Here is an 18,863-nt window from a genome sequence, read left to right on the forward strand (position 1 = left end):
ACGGATGGGGCAAGGGTACGCCGGGCGCCGGTCAGCGTGGTGTCACCACCTGCGCCATCACCGCGATGTAGTGGCAGACGCTGCCGGCGATGCAGAACAGGTGCCAGATCGCGTGCGAATAGGGGATGGATTCGCGATGGTAGAAGATCGTGCCCAGGGTGTAGAACAGCCCGCCCGCGATCAGCCAGCCGAACGTCCATCCGTCCAGCGCCGCCAGCACGGGCTTGATCGCCACGATCACCAGCCAGCCCATGGCCACGTAGATCAGCGTCGACAGCCGCTTGAAGCGCCCGGTGTAGAACAGCTTGAACACCACGCCCGCCAGGGCCAGGGTCCAGATCGTCGCGAAGAGGGTCCAGCCGAGCGGCCCGCGCAGCCCGATCAGCGTGAATGGCGTGTAGGTGCCGGCGATCAGCAGGTAGATCGCGCAGTGGTCGAACACCTTCATCCGCCCCTTGAGCACCGGGTGGTGGATGGCGTGGTAAAGGGTGGAGGCGAGGTAGAGCAGCAGCAGGCTGATCCCGAACACGATCGCGGCGGTGAGCTGCCAGCGGTCGCCATGCAGTGCGGCGAGGGTGATCAGAACGGCACCGGCGGCGAGTGCGGCGGTGGCACCCAGCCCGTGGGTCAGTGCACTGGCGAGTTCTTCGCGCTTCTGGCGATGCGGGAACGTGGACGAGGTCATGTGCGGCCCGGGGGAAGGTCCGGTGCGCATTAGACCATACGCGCGCGTGTCGTCAGGTCGTGCCCCGCGCGCGCGCGGAGCCGGTCAGAAGGTGCCTGAGGCGTGCGCGTGCTCGCGGGTTGCGGCGAAGCGCACGTCGGGCCAGCGTTCCTGCGCCAGCTGCAGGTTGACCCGCGTCGGCGCCAGGTAGACGAGCTCGCCTGCGGCATCGATGCCGAGGTTGGGCGCGTTCTTCTCGCGGAACTCCTCCATCTTCTTCGCGTTGTCGCAGTGCACCCAGCGGGTGGTGACCACGCCGACCGGCTCGAAGATCGCATCGACGCTGTACTCGTCCTTGAGCCGGTAGGCGGCGACGTCGAACTGCAGCACGCCGACCGCGCCCAGGATCAGGTCGTTGGACATCAGCGGGCGGAAGAACTGGGTCGCGCCTTCCTCCGACAGCTGCGCCAGACCCTTCTGCAGCTGCTTGAGCTTGAGCGGGTCGCGCAGCCGCGCGCGCCGGAACAGTTCGGGAGCGAAGTTGGGGATGCCGGTAAAGGCCAGCTGCTCGCCCTCGGTGAAGGTGTCGCCGATCGAGATCGTGCCGTGGTTGTGGATGCCGATGACATCGCCCGGATACGCCTCGGTGGCGATCTCGCGGTCCGACGCCATGAAGGTCAGCGCGTTGGCGAGCTTCACTTCCTTGCCGGTGCGCGGATGGAAGGCCTTCATGCCGGCTTCGAAGCGACCCGAACAGACGCGCATGAACGCCACGCGGTCGCGGTGCTGCGGGTCCATGTTGGCCTGGATCTTGAACACGAAGCCGGTGAGTTTCGGTTCCTGCGGCGCGACCTCGCGGGTGGTCGTCGAGCGCGGCTGCGGCGACGGTGCGTGCTCGACGAAGAAATCCAGCAGCGGCTGCACGCCGAAGTTGTTGACACCCGAACCGAAGAACACCGGCGTCTGCCGGCCGGCGAGGTATTCGTCCTTGTCGAACGGGTGGCTTGCGCCCTGCACGAGTTCCAGTTCCTCGCGCAGGTCGTCGAGCATCTTCGCACCGATCTTCTCGACCAGGCCCGGCGCATCGAGCGACGGGAAGATCGTCGAATCCTGGCGGGTGAAGTTGCGGCCGGGTTCGTACAGATGCACTTCGCCGGTCAGCAGGTGCACCACGCCCTTCAGGCGCTGGCCCATGCCGATCGGCCAGGTCACCGGCGCGCACTGGATGCCGAGCACGGTTTCCACTTCGTCCAGAAGTTCGATCGGGTCCTTGCCCTCGCGGTCGAGCTTGTTGATGAAGGTCATGATCGGCGTGTCGCGCAGCCGGCAGACCTCCATCAGCTTGATCGTGCGCTCCTCCACGCCCTTGGCGACGTCGATGACCATCAGCGCCGAATCCACCGCGGTCAGCACGCGATAGGTGTCCTCGCCGAAGTCGGCGTGACCCGGCGTGTCGAGCAGGTTGACGATCTTGCCCTCGTAGGGGAACTGCATCACCGACGAGGTCACCGAGATCCCGCGTTCCTTTTCCAGCGCCATCCAGTCCGAAGTGGCGTGGCGCGTGGTCTTGCGCGACTTCACCGAGCCGGCCATCTGGATCGCACCGCCGAACAACAGCAGCTTCTCGGTCAACGTGGTCTTGCCCGCGTCGGGGTGCGAAATGATCGCGAACGTGCGGCGGCGGGCGGATTCTGCGGAAACGTCAGGCATGCGGGATTGCACGCGCTGCGTGCGGCAGGGTCAGGGGGCCGGCGATTATACGCGGCGCGGGGCCACCTATAATCCGGGACCCGCGCGGGGCGCGTTTTGCAGTCAGGGCGATGGATCAGTCGCAACGTCGGGTGCATCTGCAGTTGTCGAAGACCGGAGGTCCGCCGTTCAACGGCTCGGTGGGCTACGTCAACGACAGGATCGCGCCGTTGCTGCGCGCGCGCGGCTGGCAGGTGCAGGCGTTCGCGCCGCCGCGTCCACGCCTGCCGGCGGCACAGGAATCCATGGTCCCGCTGGCGCTGGCACGCGCGCTGGCCGACCAGGCCTCCGGGCCGAGGCCCCTGCTGGCCATCCACGACGGTGCGGGCGTATCGATCCGTGGTCCCTCCCGGCAGTGGGCGCAGCATCACCTGGTGCTGTATCACGGGCTGGCCTATGGCACCGGCGCGTGGATCGGCAACGAGGCCATCGACCTCCACTGCGCGAATTCGCCCTACCTCGCGCGCACGTTGCGTGCATTGTTCGCCACACCGGACTGGCGTGCGCGGCGCGTGCTTGACCCGGCGGGATGTGCCCGGGTGGTCGACGTGCCGATGCCCGTGCCCTGCGTGTCCACGCCCGCCGGTGAGCCGGGATTTCCGATCGGGGCCGACGTGCCGGTGGCGGTGCGACGCGCGGTCGATGCGGGCGTCGTCGTCGGGCATGCGCTGCAGCCCGGCAAGCAGGACCTGATGGCGACGGTCGGCATCCTCTATGCACTGAATGACATCGCGCGCCGGCGCGGCGGCGCGCGGGTGATGCTGGCGATCTCCGAGCAGTCGCTGCCGCCCGCCCACCAGGCATCGATCGACGCCATGCTGGCCGGATCGGGCCTGCGCTGTGCCGACCTGTTCCTGCCGGTGCCGCACCTGCACCAGCGCGCGGTGTTCGAGCTGTTCGGCCTCGCCCGGTTCGGCCTTGCCTACAACCTGTTTCCGGAACCGTTCGGCTTCTACGTGCTGGAATCGGTGCATGCCGGTTGCCCGGTCTACACCAACGGCGTCGGCAACAACCGGTTCCTGTTGCCTCCGGCACACGGCATCACCGTGATCGAAGACGCAACGATGGTGGCGGACGCCACGGGACAGGTCTCGCCTGCCGCGTTCGTGCCGGTGGCGGAAGCGATCCTCGACGGGATCGGCAATCCCGGTCCGGTCCGTGAGGCATGCAGGCGAGGGCGCGCGCATATCGACGCCTGCTGGTCGCCGGCCGCGTTCGAGCATGGCTTTCTTGCGGCGGTGGAACGCGCGCTGGTACCGCCGCCGCCGCCGGTGGACTTCGACGCACTGATGGTGGAAGTGGGGCCACTGGTGCGGGGCATCGACGCCACTTCCGGGGTCGTGCGCGGTGACTACGGCAGCCGGGTGCTCGGCCAGCGCGAACTCGCGATCGTGCAGGAGCTGGTGGGCCGCAGCGCCGCCGAGCTCGACGTTGATGACATGCAGCGGCTCGAGACCGAACACCGGCTGTTCCAGGAAGGCGTGCTCGCGCTTGCGGTGGCCGCGGAGACTACGGCTGAAACCGCAGGATCCCCTGCGGGCCGAACATCCGGAACGGGATCGATTCCAGGCTGAGCCCGCGGTTGACCTGCACCACGAAGTGCAGGTGGGGGCCGCTGGAGAGGCCGGTGTTTCCGGAGCGGCCGAGCCGCGTGCCGCGGCGCACGCGCTGGCCGGCGGTCACCAGTACGCCGCCGGCGTCGAGATGCGCATACAGCGCCATCGTGCCGTCGTCGTGCAGCACGCGGACGAAGTTGGCGCGGGTGACCGCTTCGTGGTCGCCGGGCGAGGCCTCGTCGAAGCCGGCCTCGGTGTGCATGACCGTGCCATCGCGTGCGGCGATGACGGGGGTGCCGACCGGGGCGGCGAAGTCGACCGCATGGCGGTTCTGGGCATCGGCGTGGCTGAAACCGCCGCCCCAGCCCTGTTCGATGCGCAGGTTGCGCGTGTCCAGCGGATAGCCGTATTCGATGTCACGCGGCCTCGCGCCGGAATGCCCGGGCACGGCGGTGAGCACCAGCTGGGCGGCGCCACCATGGCCGGCAATGCGGGTCAGCAACACTTCGGTGCGCGCGGGCACCGTGGCGCGCGCGGGCAGCGCAGGTGTCGCCTGGGGCGGGCGCCCGGAGACCTGGAGCAACACCTCCACCGGCCCGTCGAGCGGGTTCTGTGCCCAGGCCAGGTATTCGCCGTCGCCCTGTTCCACCCGCAACCGTGCGATCGCCGCCGGCGCGCTGTGGCCGATCCGGCGCGCACTGCGCGCGTCGGGCGCCGGACGATCGGCGTAATGCGGGTTGCCATTGGCATCGGTCCAGCGCCACACCTCGCCGGCGCGGGCGTCCATGCCGCAGGCCAGCAGGAGGATCGCGGTGAACAGCACGGAGTTCGACGACGGCATGGCGTGCGGCTGCCTAGTGCGCGCAGGCGGGATCGAGGTCGAGCGCACGGATCACTTCCGCCAGGTCGAACGCGGCCAGCGCGCGATCGTCGTGCACGGCGTACAGCACGCCGGCGGGGAAGCGCGGCGTGGCGGCGGCGTGCAGGGCGATACCGTCGGTATTGGCGGTGATCCCGCCGCGGAAACTGCCGCGCGGCGCCAGCGTTGCACGGTCGAACAGGTGGAAGGCGGTCTGCGGCAGGGTCTGGTCCACCGCCAGCCAGTAGCCGGCATCGAGGCCGCAATCCCACAGCGCGACACCCTCCGCCTCACCGGTAAAGGTCCCGGCGGGCAGGCTGCGGCCGGTGTAGCGTCCATTGAAAGCGTATTCGTGCAGGGTCGAGGCCTGGCGGGTGTCCTCGTCGGCGATCAACAGCCGCCCGTGCGCGGGATCGCCGGCGATCGACTCCACCATGTGCAGTACGCCACGGCCGCGGGTGGCACCGAACGCGCCCAGGTGGGTGGCCTGCATCCCCGTGTCGTCGAACCCGATGCGGTAGCGGCGCACGCGCTGGTCGAGTTCCGACGCCGGCGGCAGCTCGCGGTGGTCTACGCCATACATGAAACTGTCGGTGACGAATGCGTCCAGCACGCCCGGCGCGGTTTCATGTACCCAGATGCCGTACGGGCTGCGCAGCTCCTGCTCGCCGAAGCTGCCGAGGTGGGCGAACCCGGGCAGGCGCAGCACCTGCACGCGCGGTGCATCGCGTTCGGTCACGAGCACCAGATCGGCGAACACCGCAATGCCATTCGGGCGTTCGAACTGGCCAGCCCCACGGCCGCGGTGGCCGCTTTCGCCCAGCCGCGCGCCGCTGTCGCCATCGAACACCACCAGCCGGTGCGTCGATTTCGCCGTGGCGATGACCTGCGTGCGGCCTTCGCCATCCACCCAGGCAGCCAGCGAGTCCAGTTCGTCGTCGCGACGGCCCTCGGTGATGAAGGCTTCCGCCACCACCACGTGCCCGGGTTTGACAACCGGTGCGGGATGCGTGGAACCGCGGGCGCCGTGATGTGGACCGGTGCAGGCGCTGGCCAGAGGCAACAGGGCGACTAGAACGAACAGGCGTGGCAACGTCATCGCGGGATTATGGCGCAGCGCGGCATCACGCCGCGTTGTCACCGATGGCGGCCGCGCGTTGCCCCATCGAACTCAGACGGCGTCGCCACCTTCGCCACAGCCGATATGGGTGACCGTGAGCTCGCCGCGGCGCAAGAGCGCATCGACACCGTGCTGCAGGTCCGCAAGCAGCGTCCCGCTGCGCGTGGTCGCGGTCGGATGGAGCATCGCCGCGCCGTTCCGGCCATTGCGCTTGACGTGGTAGAGCGCCTGGTCGGCAAGTTCGACCATGGCCTCCCAGCCCAGCGGTTCGCCACCGGCGTCGCGGAAGGCCGGATAGGCGGACAGCCCGACCGACGCGGTGAGCGCGATCGCGTGACCGTCGCCGATGTCGAACGCGTCATCCGACACCGCGTGGCACAGGCGCCCGCCCAGCTGCAGCGCCTGTTCCGGCCCCATCGGCCGGAACACCAGCAGGAATTCCTCACCGCCCCAGCGCACCACGTAGTCGCCACCGCGGACCAGCGCCTGCAGGCGGCGGGCGGTTTCCACCAGCACGCGATCGCCGGCGGCGTGGCCGTGGCGGTCGTTGACCTGCTTGAAGAAGTCGAGATCGAGCAGCGCGAACACCACCACGCGACCGGCCATCGGGGCCTCGGCGTGGCGGCCGTAATAGTCGAGGTCGGCGGGCACCTGGCGGGCAAGGTAGCGACGGTTGCGCAGGCCGGTCAGCGGATCGGTGAGGCTGGCCTGCTCGAGCTGGCGGTTGGACTCGGCGAGCGCGGCAGTGCGCTCGGCGACCAGCGTGCTCAGCCTGGCCTGGCGGATGCGATAGCGATAGCGCTGGTAGCGATAGCCCGCGTAGACCAGCAGCAGCGCGAGTGCGAGCAGCAGCAGGCGGAAGCCAAGGGTCTCGTGGAAATGCGGCCGGATCACGAATTCCAGCCGCGCCGGCGCCGGGCTCCAGGCGTCGGCATTGTTGCTGCCCGTCACCTCGAACGTGTAGTCGCCCGGCGGCAGGTTGGTGTAGCGGACGTCGCGCTGCATCGGGCCCGCCACCTGCCAGTCCTGGTCGTAGCCGACCAGCCGGTAGTGCGCGCCGTTGCTGCGTGGATCCTGGAAGCTCAACACGTCGAAGGCCAGGGTGAGGTCGCGCTCGTGCGCGGCCAGCGTGGTGATGCCATCGGCGCCGGGAGCGCGCGGCTGGCCACCGGCCTGCAGCTGACGCACATGCACCGCCGGCGTCACCGGGTTGCGGGTGATGGCCGTGGTGTCGAGCGCCAGCACGCCATCGCGCGTGGGCAGCCACACGGTGTCGCCGGAAATGAAGCCGTCGGAGCGACCGGCGCCGTTGCAGCACAGGCCCTGCTGGCCGCCGTTGCGCATGCCGCGTTCGTTCACCAGCATCTGCGCGCCGACCCGGGCGATGCGGCCCTGCCCCCATGCCGCGAGGTCCGCGATCGGCAGGCGGTAGACGCCGTGCATGCTCGAGACCCACAGGAAGCCGGCGTGCTCGATCACGTGGAAGGCGGTGCCGCGTGGCAGGCCGCTGTCGGTGTCCAGCCGGTGCCAGCGGCCCGCGGCCTGGAACAGCAGCACGGATCCCTCGCCGGCCAGCAGCAGGCGCCCGTCCGCGAGTTCGGTGGCGCCATGCAGGCGCACGCCTTGCGGCAGGCCCCGGGCTTCCGGCGCGGGTACGAACCCATGGCCGTCGAACTCGAGCAGGGTGTGCGGGGTCAGCGCGAGGCGGCGGCCACGCGGCGTGATCTGGAATTCGGCCACCGGGCCGACGAGCCCACGGCTGGCGTCGACATGTTCCAGCGTTTCGCCCGTCCAGCGCAGCAGGTCTTCGCGCGTGCTGACCCAGAGGCTGCCATCGCGATCGCGGACGATGCCCATCACCGCGGCGTGGATGCCTTCGGCCCAGGGCGGCGTGGTGGTGCCGCGGCCGGGCTCGTGCATGACCAGGCCGTCGCGCAGGCCCATCCAGACCCGGCCGGGCTCGACGAACAGCGTGCGCACGGCACGCGTGGCGTCGGGGTTGTCGGTCGCGGCAAGCCGGAACCTGCCGTCGGCGTGCAGCCGCGCCATGCCGTTGTTGGTGCCCACCCAGATGCCGTCCCCGGCCGGGTCGGGTTGCAATGCCCACACGGTGGCGTCGGGCAGGCCTTCCGTGGTGCTGTACCGGCGGGTCCAGCCGTCCCAGAGCCGCGTCAGGCCGTTGGACAGGCTGCCCAGCCACAGGTTGCCCTCGCGATCCTCGAAGGCGCCGAACAGGTTGAACAGACCGTTGTCGCGGGTGCCGGGCACCGTTTCCACGCTGCGATCCGGGCGTACCCGCACCAGGCCGAGGTCACCACCGCCCCAGACGTTGCCGTCGCCGTCGCGGTAAAGGAACAGCAGCGGCAACGCATCGGCACCGGCGAGGGTCCGCCAGCCAGCAGCGTCATGCACCCAGATGCCGCGCGCGGTGGCGGCCCAGACCTCGTCGCCCACCTGCAGCAGGCCGTAGACCAGCGGTGCTTCGTTGCCCGGCCAGGCGGTCCGTGTCCAGTGCTGGCCGTCCCAGCGGCGCACGCCGTCAAGGCCGCCGGCCCACAGCACGCCGTCGACCTGCAGCAGCGCGTTGGTGGCGCCGATACCGGGGAGTGGACGCAGCTCGCCGTCCTCCACCCGCGCCACGCCCGCGGCACTTGCCGCCCAGACCACGCCATCGGCGACCAGCAGGCTGACGATGTTGGGCGCCGGCCCTGCACCTGCCCACGGCACCGCGTGGAAGCCGCCATCGCGGCGCACCGCCATGCCGCCGCGGGTGCCCACCCAGAGTGCGTCGCTGGCGTCGAGCGCCAGGGCGGTGGCGATCGGGTGGGGCAGGGCGGGATCGGTGTCCGGCGAGTGCGCGGTGAAGCCCACTCCGTCGAAGCGCGTCACGCCGGCCTGGGTGGCCACCCAGAGGTAGCCGCCGGACGTCTGCGCGATCGACACCGCGCTGATCTGCGGCAGGCCCTCCTGCACCGACCAGGTGTTGCGCACGTAATGGTGGAAGACCTTGTCGGGATCGAGTGCCCGCGCGGGCAGCGGCAACAGCCAGCACAACAGCAACAGGGCCGCCAGTGCGCGCAGTGACATCGGACCTCCCGGTGCGCGTCCCTGGCCGGGCGGCCATGCGCAGTCGCCGTCGTCAGCGGCCGGGGGCCGGGATTCTTGAGCCGGCCTTTGCCGGGCAGCGCGGATGCAGGCGACGCGGACTCATGCCCAGGCATCCACCGCCCGGTGCCCGTGGGATCGCATCAGCACTCGATGACGTTGACCGCGAGGCCGCCGCGCGAGGTTTCCTTGTACTTGTCGTGCATGTCCCGGCCGGTGTCGCGCATGGTCTTGATCACCTTGTCGAGGCTGACCTTGTGCTTGCCGTCGCCGCGCTTGGCCATGCGTACGGCATTGATCGCCTTGACCGCACCCATCGCGTTGCGCTCGATGCAGGGGATCTGCACCAGCCCGCCGATCGGGTCGCAGGTGAGCCCGAGGTTGTGTTCCATGCCGATCTCGGCGGCGTTCTCGATCTGGCTGGAGCTCGCGCCGAGTGCGGCCGCGAGGCCTGCAGCGGCCATCGAGCAGGCCACGCCGACCTCGCCCTGGCAGCCGACCTCGGCACCGGAGATCGAGGCGTTCTCCTTGTAGAGGATGCCGATCGCCGCCGCGGTGAGCAGGAAGTCGAACACGCCCTGCTCGTTGGCGTTGGGGCAGAAGCGGTCGTAGTAGTGCAGGACGGCGGGGATGATGCCGGCGGCGCCGTTGGTGGGCGCCGTCACCACGCGGCCACCGGCGGCGTTTTCCTCGTTCACCGCCAGCGCGTAGAGGTTCACCCAGTCCAGCGTGGTGAGCGGATCGCGCATCGCCGCTTCAGGCTGGCTGGACAGTTCGCGATACAGCGCCGGCGCGCGCCTCGACACGTGCAGCCCGCCAGGCAACACGCCGTCCTGGCGGATGCCGCGCGCGACGCAGTCCTGCATCGCCTGCCACAGCGAGCGGAGGTTGCCCTCGATCTCGTCGCGGCTGCGCCAGCACAGCTCGTTTTCCATCATCAGCTGCGCGATCGACAGCCCGGTCTCGCGGCTGCGCGCCAGCAGTTCGTCGCCGCTGGAGAACGGGTGCGGGACCGCGGTCTCGTCGGCAACGATGCGGTCTTCGGCGGCCTCGTCCTGGTTGACCACGAAGCCTCCGCCCACCGAGTAGTAGTCGCGGGTGGCGATCAGCTGGTCGGCGGCGTCGAACGCGGAGAAGCGCATGCCGTTGGTGTGGAACGGCAGCTTCTGCCGCTTGTTCATCACCAGGTCGCGCTTTTCCTCGAATTCGATGGCGTGCACGCCGTGCAGCTGGATGCGGTGTTCGCCGCGGATGCGCTCCAGCGCCGCCGGGATGACGTCGGGATCGATGCGGTCGGGCCAGTGGCCTTCCAGGCCCATCAGCACCGCCTTGTCGGTGCCGTGGCCGCGGCCGGTCAGCGCCAGCGAGCCGAACACTTCCGCGCGCACGCGCGCCACCTGGGCGAGGCGCCCGGGCTCCACCAGCCACTTCTCGACGAAGCGGGCGGCGGCGCGCATCGGCCCCACGGTGTGCGAGGAACTCGGCCCGATGCCGATCTTGTAGAGGTCGAACGTGCTGACGGCCATGGCGGCTATTCTACGCGGCCGTCGTTGAACCCTGCCGCCGTGCCGCGCAACGCCATGTCCCAGCCACCGCCCGCGCTGCAGCTGTTCCAGCGCGACCACTGTCCGTTGTGTGACCAGGCGCTCGATGTGCTGGCGCAGGCCCGCGTGCCGGACTTCGAGACCGTGTGGATCGACGACGACGCGGCGCTGGAGGCCCGCTACGGCGCGCGCGTGCCGGTCCTGCGTGGCGCGGACGGGCGCGAACTGGATTGGCCGTTCGACCTGCAGGCGTTGCGGAACTTCGCCGGGCTCACGTCGCCGGCGGACTGAACGGCGGTCGCGCCTCAGCGCGCTGGAGCGGGTTCGACCCCCGGCGTGGAAGCTGCAGGCGCGGTCCGCGGCGCCATCTCGTCGGCAAAGCGCGCAGTGCGCGAGGCGAAGGCCTCGGCCTCGATCCGCAATTCCACCGCATCGCCGATCATCGATGGCCAGGCATCGATGCCGAAGTCCGAGCGGCTGAGGGTGCCGGTGGCGGAGAACCCGGCAGTGCGCCGGAATGGCGGCAGCGGCGTCCGCTTGAGGGCGTTCATCCGCACCTGCAGCGCCAGCGGGCGGCTCACGCCGCGCAGGGTCAGCTGGCCATGCACGATCGCCTCGTCGTCGGACACCGGCTCCACGTGGGTGGAGACGAACACGGCCTCGGGGGCGCGGTCGGCGTCGAGCAGGTTGGCCGCGGCCACGGCCCGGTTCCAGGCCGCGTCGCCGAAATCCAGCCGTTGCAGCGGCACCCGCGCCTCCAGGCGCGCCTGACGCCAGTCGGCGGGATCGAACTCGAGCACCCCGGTGCTGCCCGAGACGGTGCCGATCGCCCGGGAATACCCGGCGTGGTCGATCGCCACCATCACCCGCGTGTGCACCGGATCGAGGGCGAATCGCTCGGCCGCCATCGCCGGAACGGCCTGCAGCAGCACCAGCAGGCAGGTGGACAGCGCCAGTCGCGGAAGGATGTGCATCGGCGAAGTCTACGGTTGGCGCCGGCATGCGTGCGCGATGGCCTGTCGGATTCAAGGTCGTCGCGATCAACCGACCCGCCTGTCGCGCTTGCGCATGCACGCCACCGTTGCGAGGATGGCCGGCCGCCGGGGAGGCGGAACTGGGGACATATCCGGACATGCGCACGGCGCTGACCACGGTGCTGTTGTGGCTGGGCGCCTGTGCCCTGGCCATTGCCGCGCTGCCGGAAACGCCACGCTTCCGCCCGCTGGGCGCGCAGGACGGCCTGCCGTCGAGCGAGATCACCGGCATCGCGCGCGACCGTGCCGGCTTCATCTGGATCGCCACCGGCGACGGCCTGGCCCGCTACGACGGCGTGCAGATGCGGGTGTGGCGGCATGACCCGGACCGCGCGGGTTCGCTGGGCGACAACTTCGTCCAGGCCGTGCACGTCGACGCCAGCGACCGCGTCTGGGTCGCCACCGAGAAGGGCGGCCTGGCCCGCTACCTGCGCGACGAGGACCGCTTCGAACCGATCGACGACGAGGGGCTGATCAGCGATCCCAACATCCTGGCCCTCGCCGACCGCGACGGCGAACTGTGGTTCGGGGCGATGGACGGCGCGCTGTACCGCTGGTCGGAAACGGCGGGGCTGCACCGCTTCGCACCCGACGACGACGCGCCCGACGGGCTGAGCTCGGAGCCGATCCTCGATCTCGAGGTCGACCCGCAGGGCCGGCTGTGGGCGGCGACCTTCGGTGGACTGGTGGTCGTCGACCGCGATCGCGTGCGCCGCGTGGCGATGCCGGGTACGGCGCCGCATCCGCGCGTGTATGCCGTGCGCTGGCTGGGCGATGCGCTGTGGACGGGCACCGCGCAGGGCATCCATGTGCTCGATGTCGATGGTGGCTGGCGCGCGCCGGCATGGAGCGCGATGTTCGAGGCACCCAACGCCGCCGTGAGCTTTGCCCGCGACGACGACGGCGCGCTGTGGATCGGTTCGCAACGGCGGCTGTGGCGCGTCCCGGCGGGCGGCGTGCCGCGCCCGGTCGAGACCGGCGCGCCGCTGCAGGACCGCGGCATCATGAAGATCCTGCGCCAGGCCGATGGCGCGGTGTGGGTACCGCTGCCGGGCCTGGGCCTGGGCTACCTGCGGTCGGACTGGCGCCAGGTCGCACAGTTCGACACCCGCGACGGCCTGCTGCCCACGCTCTATACGGCGCTGGCGCCGGCACGTGACGGCGGCATCTGGCTGGGCAGCTCCTCCGGCGTGCAATGGCTGTCGTCGGGCGGCGAGGTGGAAGCCTTCGAGGAGCCGTTGAACAGCCAGCTGCTGGCGCACCGGGTGTTCTCGATCGCCGAAACGGACAGCGGCGTGCTGTGGCTGGGCGTGCGCGCCGGGCTGGTGCGGGTGGGCGCGCAGGGCACCGTCGATTACTGGGGGCCCGACAGCGCGCACGACGCCGCGCCGGGGCGCATCACCGACCACGCGCTGATCGGTCCCGAAGGCACGCTGTGGACCGCCGCACGCCAGGGCGGCATCCAGCAGCGCGATGCGCAGACCGGCCGCGTGCTGCGCGAGATCCCGCCCGACGAACGCGGCGACCACGAAGCCATGGGGTTCGATCCCGAGGGCCGGCTGTGGACGGCCGGCGACTATGGCATGGCGCTGTTCGACCCGGACAGCGGACGCCTCGAGCCGCTGATCGCCACCGGCGCACGCACGGTGGTCGCGTTCGCGTTCGACGGCGCCGACAGCCTGTGGCTGCAGAGCATCGACGGCCTCGACCGCTACCGCCGCATCGACGGGCGCTGGACCTTCGATGATCGCGTCGACGCGCGCCGTGGCATGCCGCCGCTGTCGGCCTCCGCGCTGCGGATCGATGCGCAGCGGCGGGTGTGGGTGTCGACCACGCGCGGGCTGTATCGCTGGGATCCCGACGCGGAACGCATGCGCCATTTCGGCGTCGGGCTGGGCTTCCGCAGCCAGGAATTCGTCTATCGCGCGCTGACCCTCACCGCCGACGGCGTGCTTGCCGGCGCCACCCGCGATGCCGGCGTGGTGCTGATCGACACCACCGCCGACGCCGCGCCGCCGGCCCCGCCCACGCTCGAACTCGACCGCTTCGCGGTGCGCGAGGACGGCGAATGGCGCGAACGCGTGGGGCATGGCGCGGCGGTGCTGGCGCCGGGCCGCAGCGAGCTGCGGATCAGTGCGCGCCTGCTGTCGTTCGACGATCCGCTCGCCAACCGCTACTGGTCGAAACTCGAGGGTGTCGATGGCGACTGGCAGGCGCAGGGTGCCTCCGGCGACCGGGTGCTGGTGGGCCTGCCGCCGGGCCGCTACACGCTGCACCTGCGTGCGGCCGACGCGCACGGGTCCTTGGCCGAGCGCAGCGTCGAGGTGCTGGTGCAGCCGCCGTGGTGGCGCACGCGCACGGCACTGGTGCGTGGGTGCTGCTGGCACTCGCGCTGCTGGCCGCGCTGGCCGCCGGCTACCGCGCACGCCTGCGCCGGCGCCACGCCTGGCAGCTTGCCGAGCGCGAGCGCGCGCTGGCCGAGCAGGCTTCGGTGGCCAAGAGCCGCTTCCTCGCCACCCTCGGCCACGAGGTGCGCACGCCGATGACCGGCGTGCTCGGCATGAGCGAGCTGCTGCTCGATTCCCCGCTCGCGCCGCAGCAGCGCCGCTATGCGCAGTCGATCCGCCAGGCCGGCGAACACCTGATGCGCCTGCTCAACGATGCGCTCGACCTTGCCCGCATCGAAGCGGGTCGCCTCGAACTGGACCCGCGACCGTTCGATCCGCGCGTGCTGCTGCAGGACGTCGCCGGGCTGATGGCGCCGCTGGCGGGCCAGCGCGGCCTGGGGTTCGTCGAAGACGTCGACCCGGCCCTGCCGCGCTGGCTGGTGGGCGACGCCATGCGCGTGCGGCAGATCCTGCTCAACCTGCTCGGCAACGCGATCAAGTTCACCGAGCGTGGCCATGTCAGCCTGGTGGCGGCATGCGCGGAGGACGGGGTGCGCTTCGAGATCCGTGATACCGGGCCCGGCCTCAACGCCGGACAGCGCGAACGCCTGTTCCGCCGTTTCGAACAGGCCGATGGCGCGCGCACCGCCGCGCGCTATGGCGGCAGCGGCCTGGGGCTTGCGATCTGCCAGGAGCTGGCCGCGGAGATGCGCGGCCGCATCACCGTCGACAGCACGCCGGGGGAGGGCACCAGTTTCTCGGTGTGGTTGCCGCTGCCGGCCGCGGCGACCGGCCCCGACGAGATCGCAGAGCTTGCGGACGCGCAGAATGCGCCGACTGCGCCTTCGGGGCTCGATGTGCTGCTGGTGGAGGACGACCCGACCGTGGCCGAGGTGATCGCCGGACTGCTGCGCGGCCAGGGGCACACGGTGGTCCATGCCGGCCATGGCCTGGCCGCGCTCGTCGCATTGCGCGGGACGATGATGGACGTGGCGCTGGTGGATCTCGACCTGCCCGGCATCGACGGGATCGCGGTCGCCGGACAGCTGCGGGCGCAGTCACCCGGCATCGCGCTGGTCGCGATCACCGCGCGCGCGGATGCCGAAGCGGAGCCGATGGCGCGTGCGGCCGGCGTCGACGGCTTCCTCCGCAAGCCGCTCACGGGCAGGATGCTCGCCGATGCGCTGCGCGACGCCTGCGCGCGCCGCCAGGAGGATCCGCTCGAATGAGCCTGCTGTGCGCCCCGGCGCGTTGGTTGCGCCGGTCGGCGATGCTGGTGGTGGCGCTGCTGGCCATGGCCGCGCACGCCAGCCCGCACCCCGAGAACCTGCGCCTGCGCCAGATCGGCGTCGCGGAGGGGTTGCCCTCCAACCGCGTGAACGCCCTGCTGCAGGATCCGTCCGGCTATCTGTGGATCGGCACCAGCGACGGCCTGGCGCGTTTCGACGGCACCGGCATGCAGGTGCTGCGGATGGAGGACGGGCTGCCGACGAACTTCATCTGGTCGCTGGCCTGGCGCGCCGACGGCACCCTGTGGATCGGCACCCGCCACCATGGCCTGGTGGTCCACGACCCGGTGCGCGGCGACATGCGCCGCATCGACCGCCGCACCCTGCCGGGGCTGGGCGGCAACGACATCTGGGCACTGGATACCCACGAGCTGGACGCGGTGTGGATCGGCACCGCCGATGCCGGCCTGCACCGGCTGCGCAACGACGGCAGCATCGAGCGCTGGATGCCGGAACCCGGCAACCCGCGCAGCCTGCCCCATCCGGGGGTGCTGCGGCTCGATCGCGATGCCCAGGGCCGGCTGTGGGTGGCGACTGTCGGCGGGCTCGCGCGCTGGACCGGGGACGGCTTTGAACGCGTGGCCGGGCCGCGCCCGCAGGGCATGCGCTTCGACCGTGACGGCGTGTTGTGGGTGGGTACCAGCGAGGGCGCGCACCTGCTGGCGCCCGACGGCACGCTGCAACCCGTGCCGGTCGCGGCGGCCGATCCCCGCCTGCGTCCGATCCAGCTGCTGGTACAGGACGCACGCGGCGCGCACTGGGTGGACGTCGCGGCCGGGCTCGGCCATGTCGACCACGGCGAATCCCATGAGGTGCCGCTGTACAGCCCGCTGGCGCAGGACCGGGTGCGGCCGCAATGGACGATGGGCCTCGAGGACCGCGAGGGCGGCATCTGGCTGGCCAGCTACAGCCATGGGCTGTGGTACCACCCGGACGGCTGGAGCCTGTTTTCCGCGCGCACCCTGCGACCGGGGCAGCCGGGCGGCATCCACAACTCGCACGTGCGTGGCATCGCCGCGGCGGGAAGCGGACGGATCTGGCTGGTCGGCAGCGGCGGGGCGCTGGAATCGCTCGACGCCGGCAGCGGCGCACTGCACACGCACCTGCACGATGTCACCGGCGGCCCGCTGCTCGATTCGGTGTACGAAGACCAGCACGGCCAGGTCTGGATCGGTTGGCGGCGCGGCCTTGCGCGGTACACGCCGGCCAGCGGCGAACTGCAGCGCTGGACCGATGCCGATGCGCTGTCCGGTGAATCGGCGTCGGTGATGCGCTTCGCGGAGAACGAGCAGGGGCTGTGGCTGCTGTTCGACAACGGCGTGATCCAGTTGCGCGATCGCGATGGCCGCACGCTGCAGCGGCACCAGCCCGGACGCGGCGGGCTGGAGGCGGGCGAGAACGTGTACGACCTCGCCATCGGCCCCGACGGCGCGCCGTGGCTCGCCACTGCACGCGCCGTGCGCCACCTGCGCGGTACGCACTGGCGCCAGGTCGACGGCACCGTCGCCGGTGCATGGACGGCGCTGCGCTCGTATCCGCAGGCCGGCCGCGTGCTCGCGGCGGGGCCCGGCCACGTCGCGGTGTTCGAGTGGCGCGACGGCCGGCTGCATCCACAGGCCGGGCTCGGTACCGGCCAGGGCCTGCCGCAGGTGTCCTTCAGTGGCGTGGTCAGCGATGCCAGCGGGGTGGTGTGGCTGTCGAGTTCGCGGGGCCTGTGGCGGGTGGATCCGGCCGCCGGCACGGTGCGCGCCTACGGTATCGCCGACGGCCTGCCCAGCCAGGACTTCCCCACGCCGCTGTTCCCGGATCCACGCAGCGGGCGCCTGTTCGCGGGTTCGCCGGATGGCCTGGTCGATTTCGATCCGCTGCAGGTGGTGCCGCTTGCCGACGAACCCCGGTTGCTGGTCGAGGAGATCGGCCTGCGCGGGCGCGATCCGATCCAGCGGATGTCCGGCGCACCGTTCGCGATCCGCCACGACGACCGCGAGCTGCAGGTGCGGGTGCGGCTGATGTCGTTCCGCAACCCGGGCGCGCATCGCTATGCGTTCCGTCTCGATGGCGAGGACGCCGACTGGGTGGAAAGCGCGACCGGCGAACGCGCGTTCTCGCAGCTGGCGCCGGGCCGCTACACCCTGTCGATGCGGGCACGCAACGAGGAAGGCGTGTGGTCGCAACCGCAGGCACTGCAGTTCGAGGTCACCCCGCCGTGGTGGCGCACGCTGGCCGCGCAGCTGCTGTTCGCCGCGCTGGCGCTGGCCGCGGTCTGGTGGCTGGCGTCGAGCTATCGCCGCCGCCTGCGACGCCGGCATGCCTGGCAGCTGGCCGAGCACAAGCGCGAGGTGGCCGAACAGGCGTCGCTGGCCAAGACCCATTTCCTCGCCACCCTCGGCCACGAGGTGCGCACGCCGATGACCGGCGTGCTCGGCATGAGCGAACTCCTGCTCGGCACCGCGCTGGATGCGCGCCAGCAGCGCTATGCGGAGTCCATCCGCGATGCCGGCGAGCACCTGCTGCGGCTGGTCAACGACGCGCTCGACCTCGCCCGCATCGAGGCCGGCAAGCTCAAGCTCGACGCGCGCCCGTTCGACCTGCACGCACTGTTGGACGAGACCCTGGCGCTGATGGCCCCGGTCGCGCACCAGCGTGGGCTCGAGTTCCGCGAACGCATCGCCGTGGACCTGCCGGCCTGGGTGTCGGGCGATGTCGTGCGGGTGCGCCAGATCCTGCTCAACCTGCTGGCCAACGCGATCAAGTTCACCGAGCACGGCCACGTCGAGCTGAGCGCGGAGCCGGCAGCCGAGGGGCAGGTGCGCTTCGTCGTCGGCGACAGCGGGCCCGGGCTCAATCGCGAACAGCGCGAGCGCCTGTTCCGCCGTTTCGAGCAGGCCGAAGGCGCGCGCACCGCCGCACGCTATGGCGGCAGCGGCCTCGGCCTCGCGATCTGCCAGGAACTGGCGGCGGAAATGGGTGGGCGCATCGATGTCGACAGCGCGCCTGGCCAGGGCACGCGCTTCGCGGTCGAACTGCCGCTGCCGGTGGTGGATCCGCCGTCGACCGCGGCGTCCACGGACCAGGCGCCACGCGCGCCGGGCACGCTGTTCCTGCTGCTGGTGGAGGATGACCCCACCGTGGCCGAGGTCATCAGCGGCCTGCTGCAGGCGCAGGGCCACCGGGTGATGCACGTGGCGCACGGGCTGGCGGCGCTGGTGTCGCTGGCCACGGCCGAGGTCGATGCCGCGCTGCTCGACCTCGACCTGCCCGGCATCGACGGCCTGGCGCTGGCGCAGCAGATGCGTGCGCAGGGGTTCGGGCGGCCGTTGATCGCGATCACCGCGCGCGCCGATGCCGATGCCGAGCCGCTGGCGATGCAGGCGGGCTTCGACGGCTTCCTGCGCAAGCCGCTGACCGGCGGCATCCTCGCCGATGCCCTGGCGAAGTGGGTGCAACCGCCGGCGCCGGTCGACGACGCGCAGGGCGAACCCCCGGCCGGGGACCGCGACTAGCGCGTGGCGCGCATGCGGGCTTGGCACCGCGTGCACGCTCCACGTGTCGGAAT

Annotated in this window: 12 protein-coding genes; 5 read left to right on the plus strand and 7 right to left on the minus strand. The window is 71.2% G+C overall.

The window, feature by feature from the left end; genetic code table 11:
• Nucleotides 1-31 precede the first annotated feature (31 nt).
• A complete protein-coding gene (gene trhA, locus E5843_RS03880; protein ID WP_134672774.1) occupies nt 32-685 on the minus strand; it encodes a PAQR family membrane homeostasis protein TrhA in 654 nt (217 codons plus the stop codon).
• An 84-nt stretch (nt 686-769) separates the two neighbouring features.
• Nucleotides 770-2,374, minus strand: a complete 1,605-nt coding sequence (locus E5843_RS03885) for a peptide chain release factor 3 (RefSeq protein ID WP_134672775.1) — start codon at nt 2,372-2,374, stop codon at nt 770-772.
• A gap of 110 nt (nt 2,375-2,484) precedes the next feature.
• Between E5843_RS03885 and E5843_RS03890 the strand changes: the two genes are divergently transcribed.
• Nucleotides 2,485-3,987, plus strand: coding sequence for a glycosyltransferase family 4 protein (locus E5843_RS03890; protein ID WP_136411881.1), 1,503 nt, complete (start codon nt 2,485-2,487; stop codon nt 3,985-3,987).
• Here the strand turns inward: E5843_RS03890 and E5843_RS03895 are convergent.
• From E5843_RS03895 to E5843_RS03910, 4 genes are all read right to left on the minus strand, one after another.
• Nucleotides 3,923-4,810: a peptidoglycan DD-metalloendopeptidase family protein gene (locus E5843_RS03895; RefSeq protein ID WP_136411882.1), complete on the minus strand. Its 888-nt coding sequence runs from the start codon at nt 4,808-4,810 to the stop codon at nt 3,923-3,925. The two genes, E5843_RS03890 and E5843_RS03895, sit on opposite strands and share 65 nt — an antisense overlap.
• A gap of 13 nt (nt 4,811-4,823) precedes the next feature.
• Nucleotides 4,824-5,927: an NHL repeat-containing protein gene (locus E5843_RS03900; RefSeq protein ID WP_136411883.1), complete on the minus strand. Its 1,104-nt coding sequence runs from the start codon at nt 5,925-5,927 to the stop codon at nt 4,824-4,826.
• Nucleotides 5,928-5,999: 72 nt separating this feature from the next.
• Nucleotides 6,000-9,035: a ligand-binding sensor domain-containing diguanylate cyclase gene (locus tag E5843_RS03905; protein ID WP_136411884.1), complete on the minus strand. Its 3,036-nt coding sequence runs from the start codon at nt 9,033-9,035 to the stop codon at nt 6,000-6,002.
• Nucleotides 9,036-9,196: 161 nt separating this feature from the next.
• Nucleotides 9,197-10,579 carry an L-serine ammonia-lyase gene (locus E5843_RS03910; RefSeq protein ID WP_136411885.1) on the minus strand — a complete coding sequence of 461 codons (1,383 nt, stop codon included), beginning with the start codon at nt 10,577-10,579 and terminating at the stop codon, nt 9,197-9,199.
• Between the two features lie 54 nt (nt 10,580-10,633).
• Between E5843_RS03910 and E5843_RS03915 the strand changes: the two genes are divergently transcribed.
• Nucleotides 10,634-10,888: a glutaredoxin family protein gene (locus E5843_RS03915; protein WP_136411886.1), complete on the plus strand. Its 255-nt coding sequence runs from the start codon at nt 10,634-10,636 to the stop codon at nt 10,886-10,888.
• Between the two features lie 14 nt (nt 10,889-10,902).
• Here the strand turns inward: E5843_RS03915 and E5843_RS03920 are convergent, their stop codons facing one another.
• Nucleotides 10,903-11,571: a YceI family protein gene (locus E5843_RS03920; protein WP_141065690.1), complete on the minus strand. Its 669-nt coding sequence runs from the start codon at nt 11,569-11,571 to the stop codon at nt 10,903-10,905.
• Nucleotides 11,572-11,729: 158 nt separating this feature from the next.
• On the opposite strand from E5843_RS03920, the gene E5843_RS03925 reads away from it, so the two are divergent.
• Genes E5843_RS03925 through E5843_RS03935 form a run of 3 tightly spaced genes read left to right on the plus strand, consistent with a single transcriptional unit; the run spans nt 11,730 to nt 18,810 of the window.
• Nucleotides 11,730-14,177, plus strand: a complete 2,448-nt coding sequence (locus tag E5843_RS03925; protein ID WP_166815874.1) for a two-component regulator propeller domain-containing protein — start codon at nt 11,730-11,732, stop codon at nt 14,175-14,177.
• Nucleotides 14,174-15,247: an ATP-binding response regulator gene (locus tag E5843_RS14100; protein WP_244240861.1), complete on the plus strand. Its 1,074-nt coding sequence runs from the start codon at nt 14,174-14,176 to the stop codon at nt 15,245-15,247. Before E5843_RS03925 ends, E5843_RS14100 begins: the two co-directional genes overlap by 4 nt.
• The gene (locus E5843_RS03935; protein WP_141065693.1) at nt 15,244-18,810 is read left to right on the plus strand and encodes an ATP-binding protein; all 3,567 of its coding nucleotides are present in this window, start codon (nt 15,244-15,246) and stop codon (nt 18,808-18,810) included. Before E5843_RS14100 ends, E5843_RS03935 begins: the two co-directional genes overlap by 4 nt.
• The last annotated feature ends 53 nt before the right edge of the window (nt 18,811-18,863 follow it).

Source organism: Luteimonas yindakuii, from assembly GCF_004803715.2.
GTDB classification, from domain to species: Bacteria; Pseudomonadota; Gammaproteobacteria; order Xanthomonadales; family Xanthomonadaceae; genus Luteimonas; species Luteimonas yindakuii.

Excerpts from the sequence above, each read along its gene's own strand:
- E5843_RS03935 (WP_141065693.1), top strand. The coding sequence starts at position 15,244 with ATGAGCCTGCTGTGCGCCCCGGCGCGTTGGTTGCGCCGGTCGGCGATG.
- E5843_RS03915 (WP_136411886.1), top strand. The coding sequence starts at position 10,634 with ATGTCCCAGCCACCGCCCGCGCTGCAGCTGTTCCAGCGCGACCACTGT.
- E5843_RS03900 (WP_136411883.1), bottom strand. The coding sequence starts at position 5,927 with ATGACGTTGCCACGCCTGTTCGTTCTAGTCGCCCTGTTGCCTCTGGCC.
- trhA (WP_134672774.1), bottom strand. The coding sequence starts at position 685 with ATGACCTCGTCCACGTTCCCGCATCGCCAGAAGCGCGAAGAACTCGCC.
- E5843_RS03925 (WP_166815874.1), top strand. The coding sequence starts at position 11,730 with ATGCGCACGGCGCTGACCACGGTGCTGTTGTGGCTGGGCGCCTGTGCC.
- E5843_RS14100 (WP_244240861.1), top strand. The coding sequence starts at position 14,174 with ATGACCGGCGTGCTCGGCATGAGCGAGCTGCTGCTCGATTCCCCGCTC.
- E5843_RS03890 (WP_136411881.1), top strand. The coding sequence starts at position 2,485 with ATGGATCAGTCGCAACGTCGGGTGCATCTGCAGTTGTCGAAGACCGGA.
- E5843_RS03885 (WP_134672775.1), bottom strand. The coding sequence starts at position 2,374 with ATGCCTGACGTTTCCGCAGAATCCGCCCGCCGCCGCACGTTCGCGATC.
- E5843_RS03920 (WP_141065690.1), bottom strand. The coding sequence starts at position 11,571 with ATGCACATCCTTCCGCGACTGGCGCTGTCCACCTGCCTGCTGGTGCTG.
- E5843_RS03910 (WP_136411885.1), bottom strand. The coding sequence starts at position 10,579 with ATGGCCGTCAGCACGTTCGACCTCTACAAGATCGGCATCGGGCCGAGT.
- E5843_RS03905 (WP_136411884.1), bottom strand. The coding sequence starts at position 9,035 with ATGTCACTGCGCGCACTGGCGGCCCTGTTGCTGTTGTGCTGGCTGTTG.
- E5843_RS03895 (WP_136411882.1), bottom strand. The coding sequence starts at position 4,810 with ATGCCGTCGTCGAACTCCGTGCTGTTCACCGCGATCCTCCTGCTGGCC.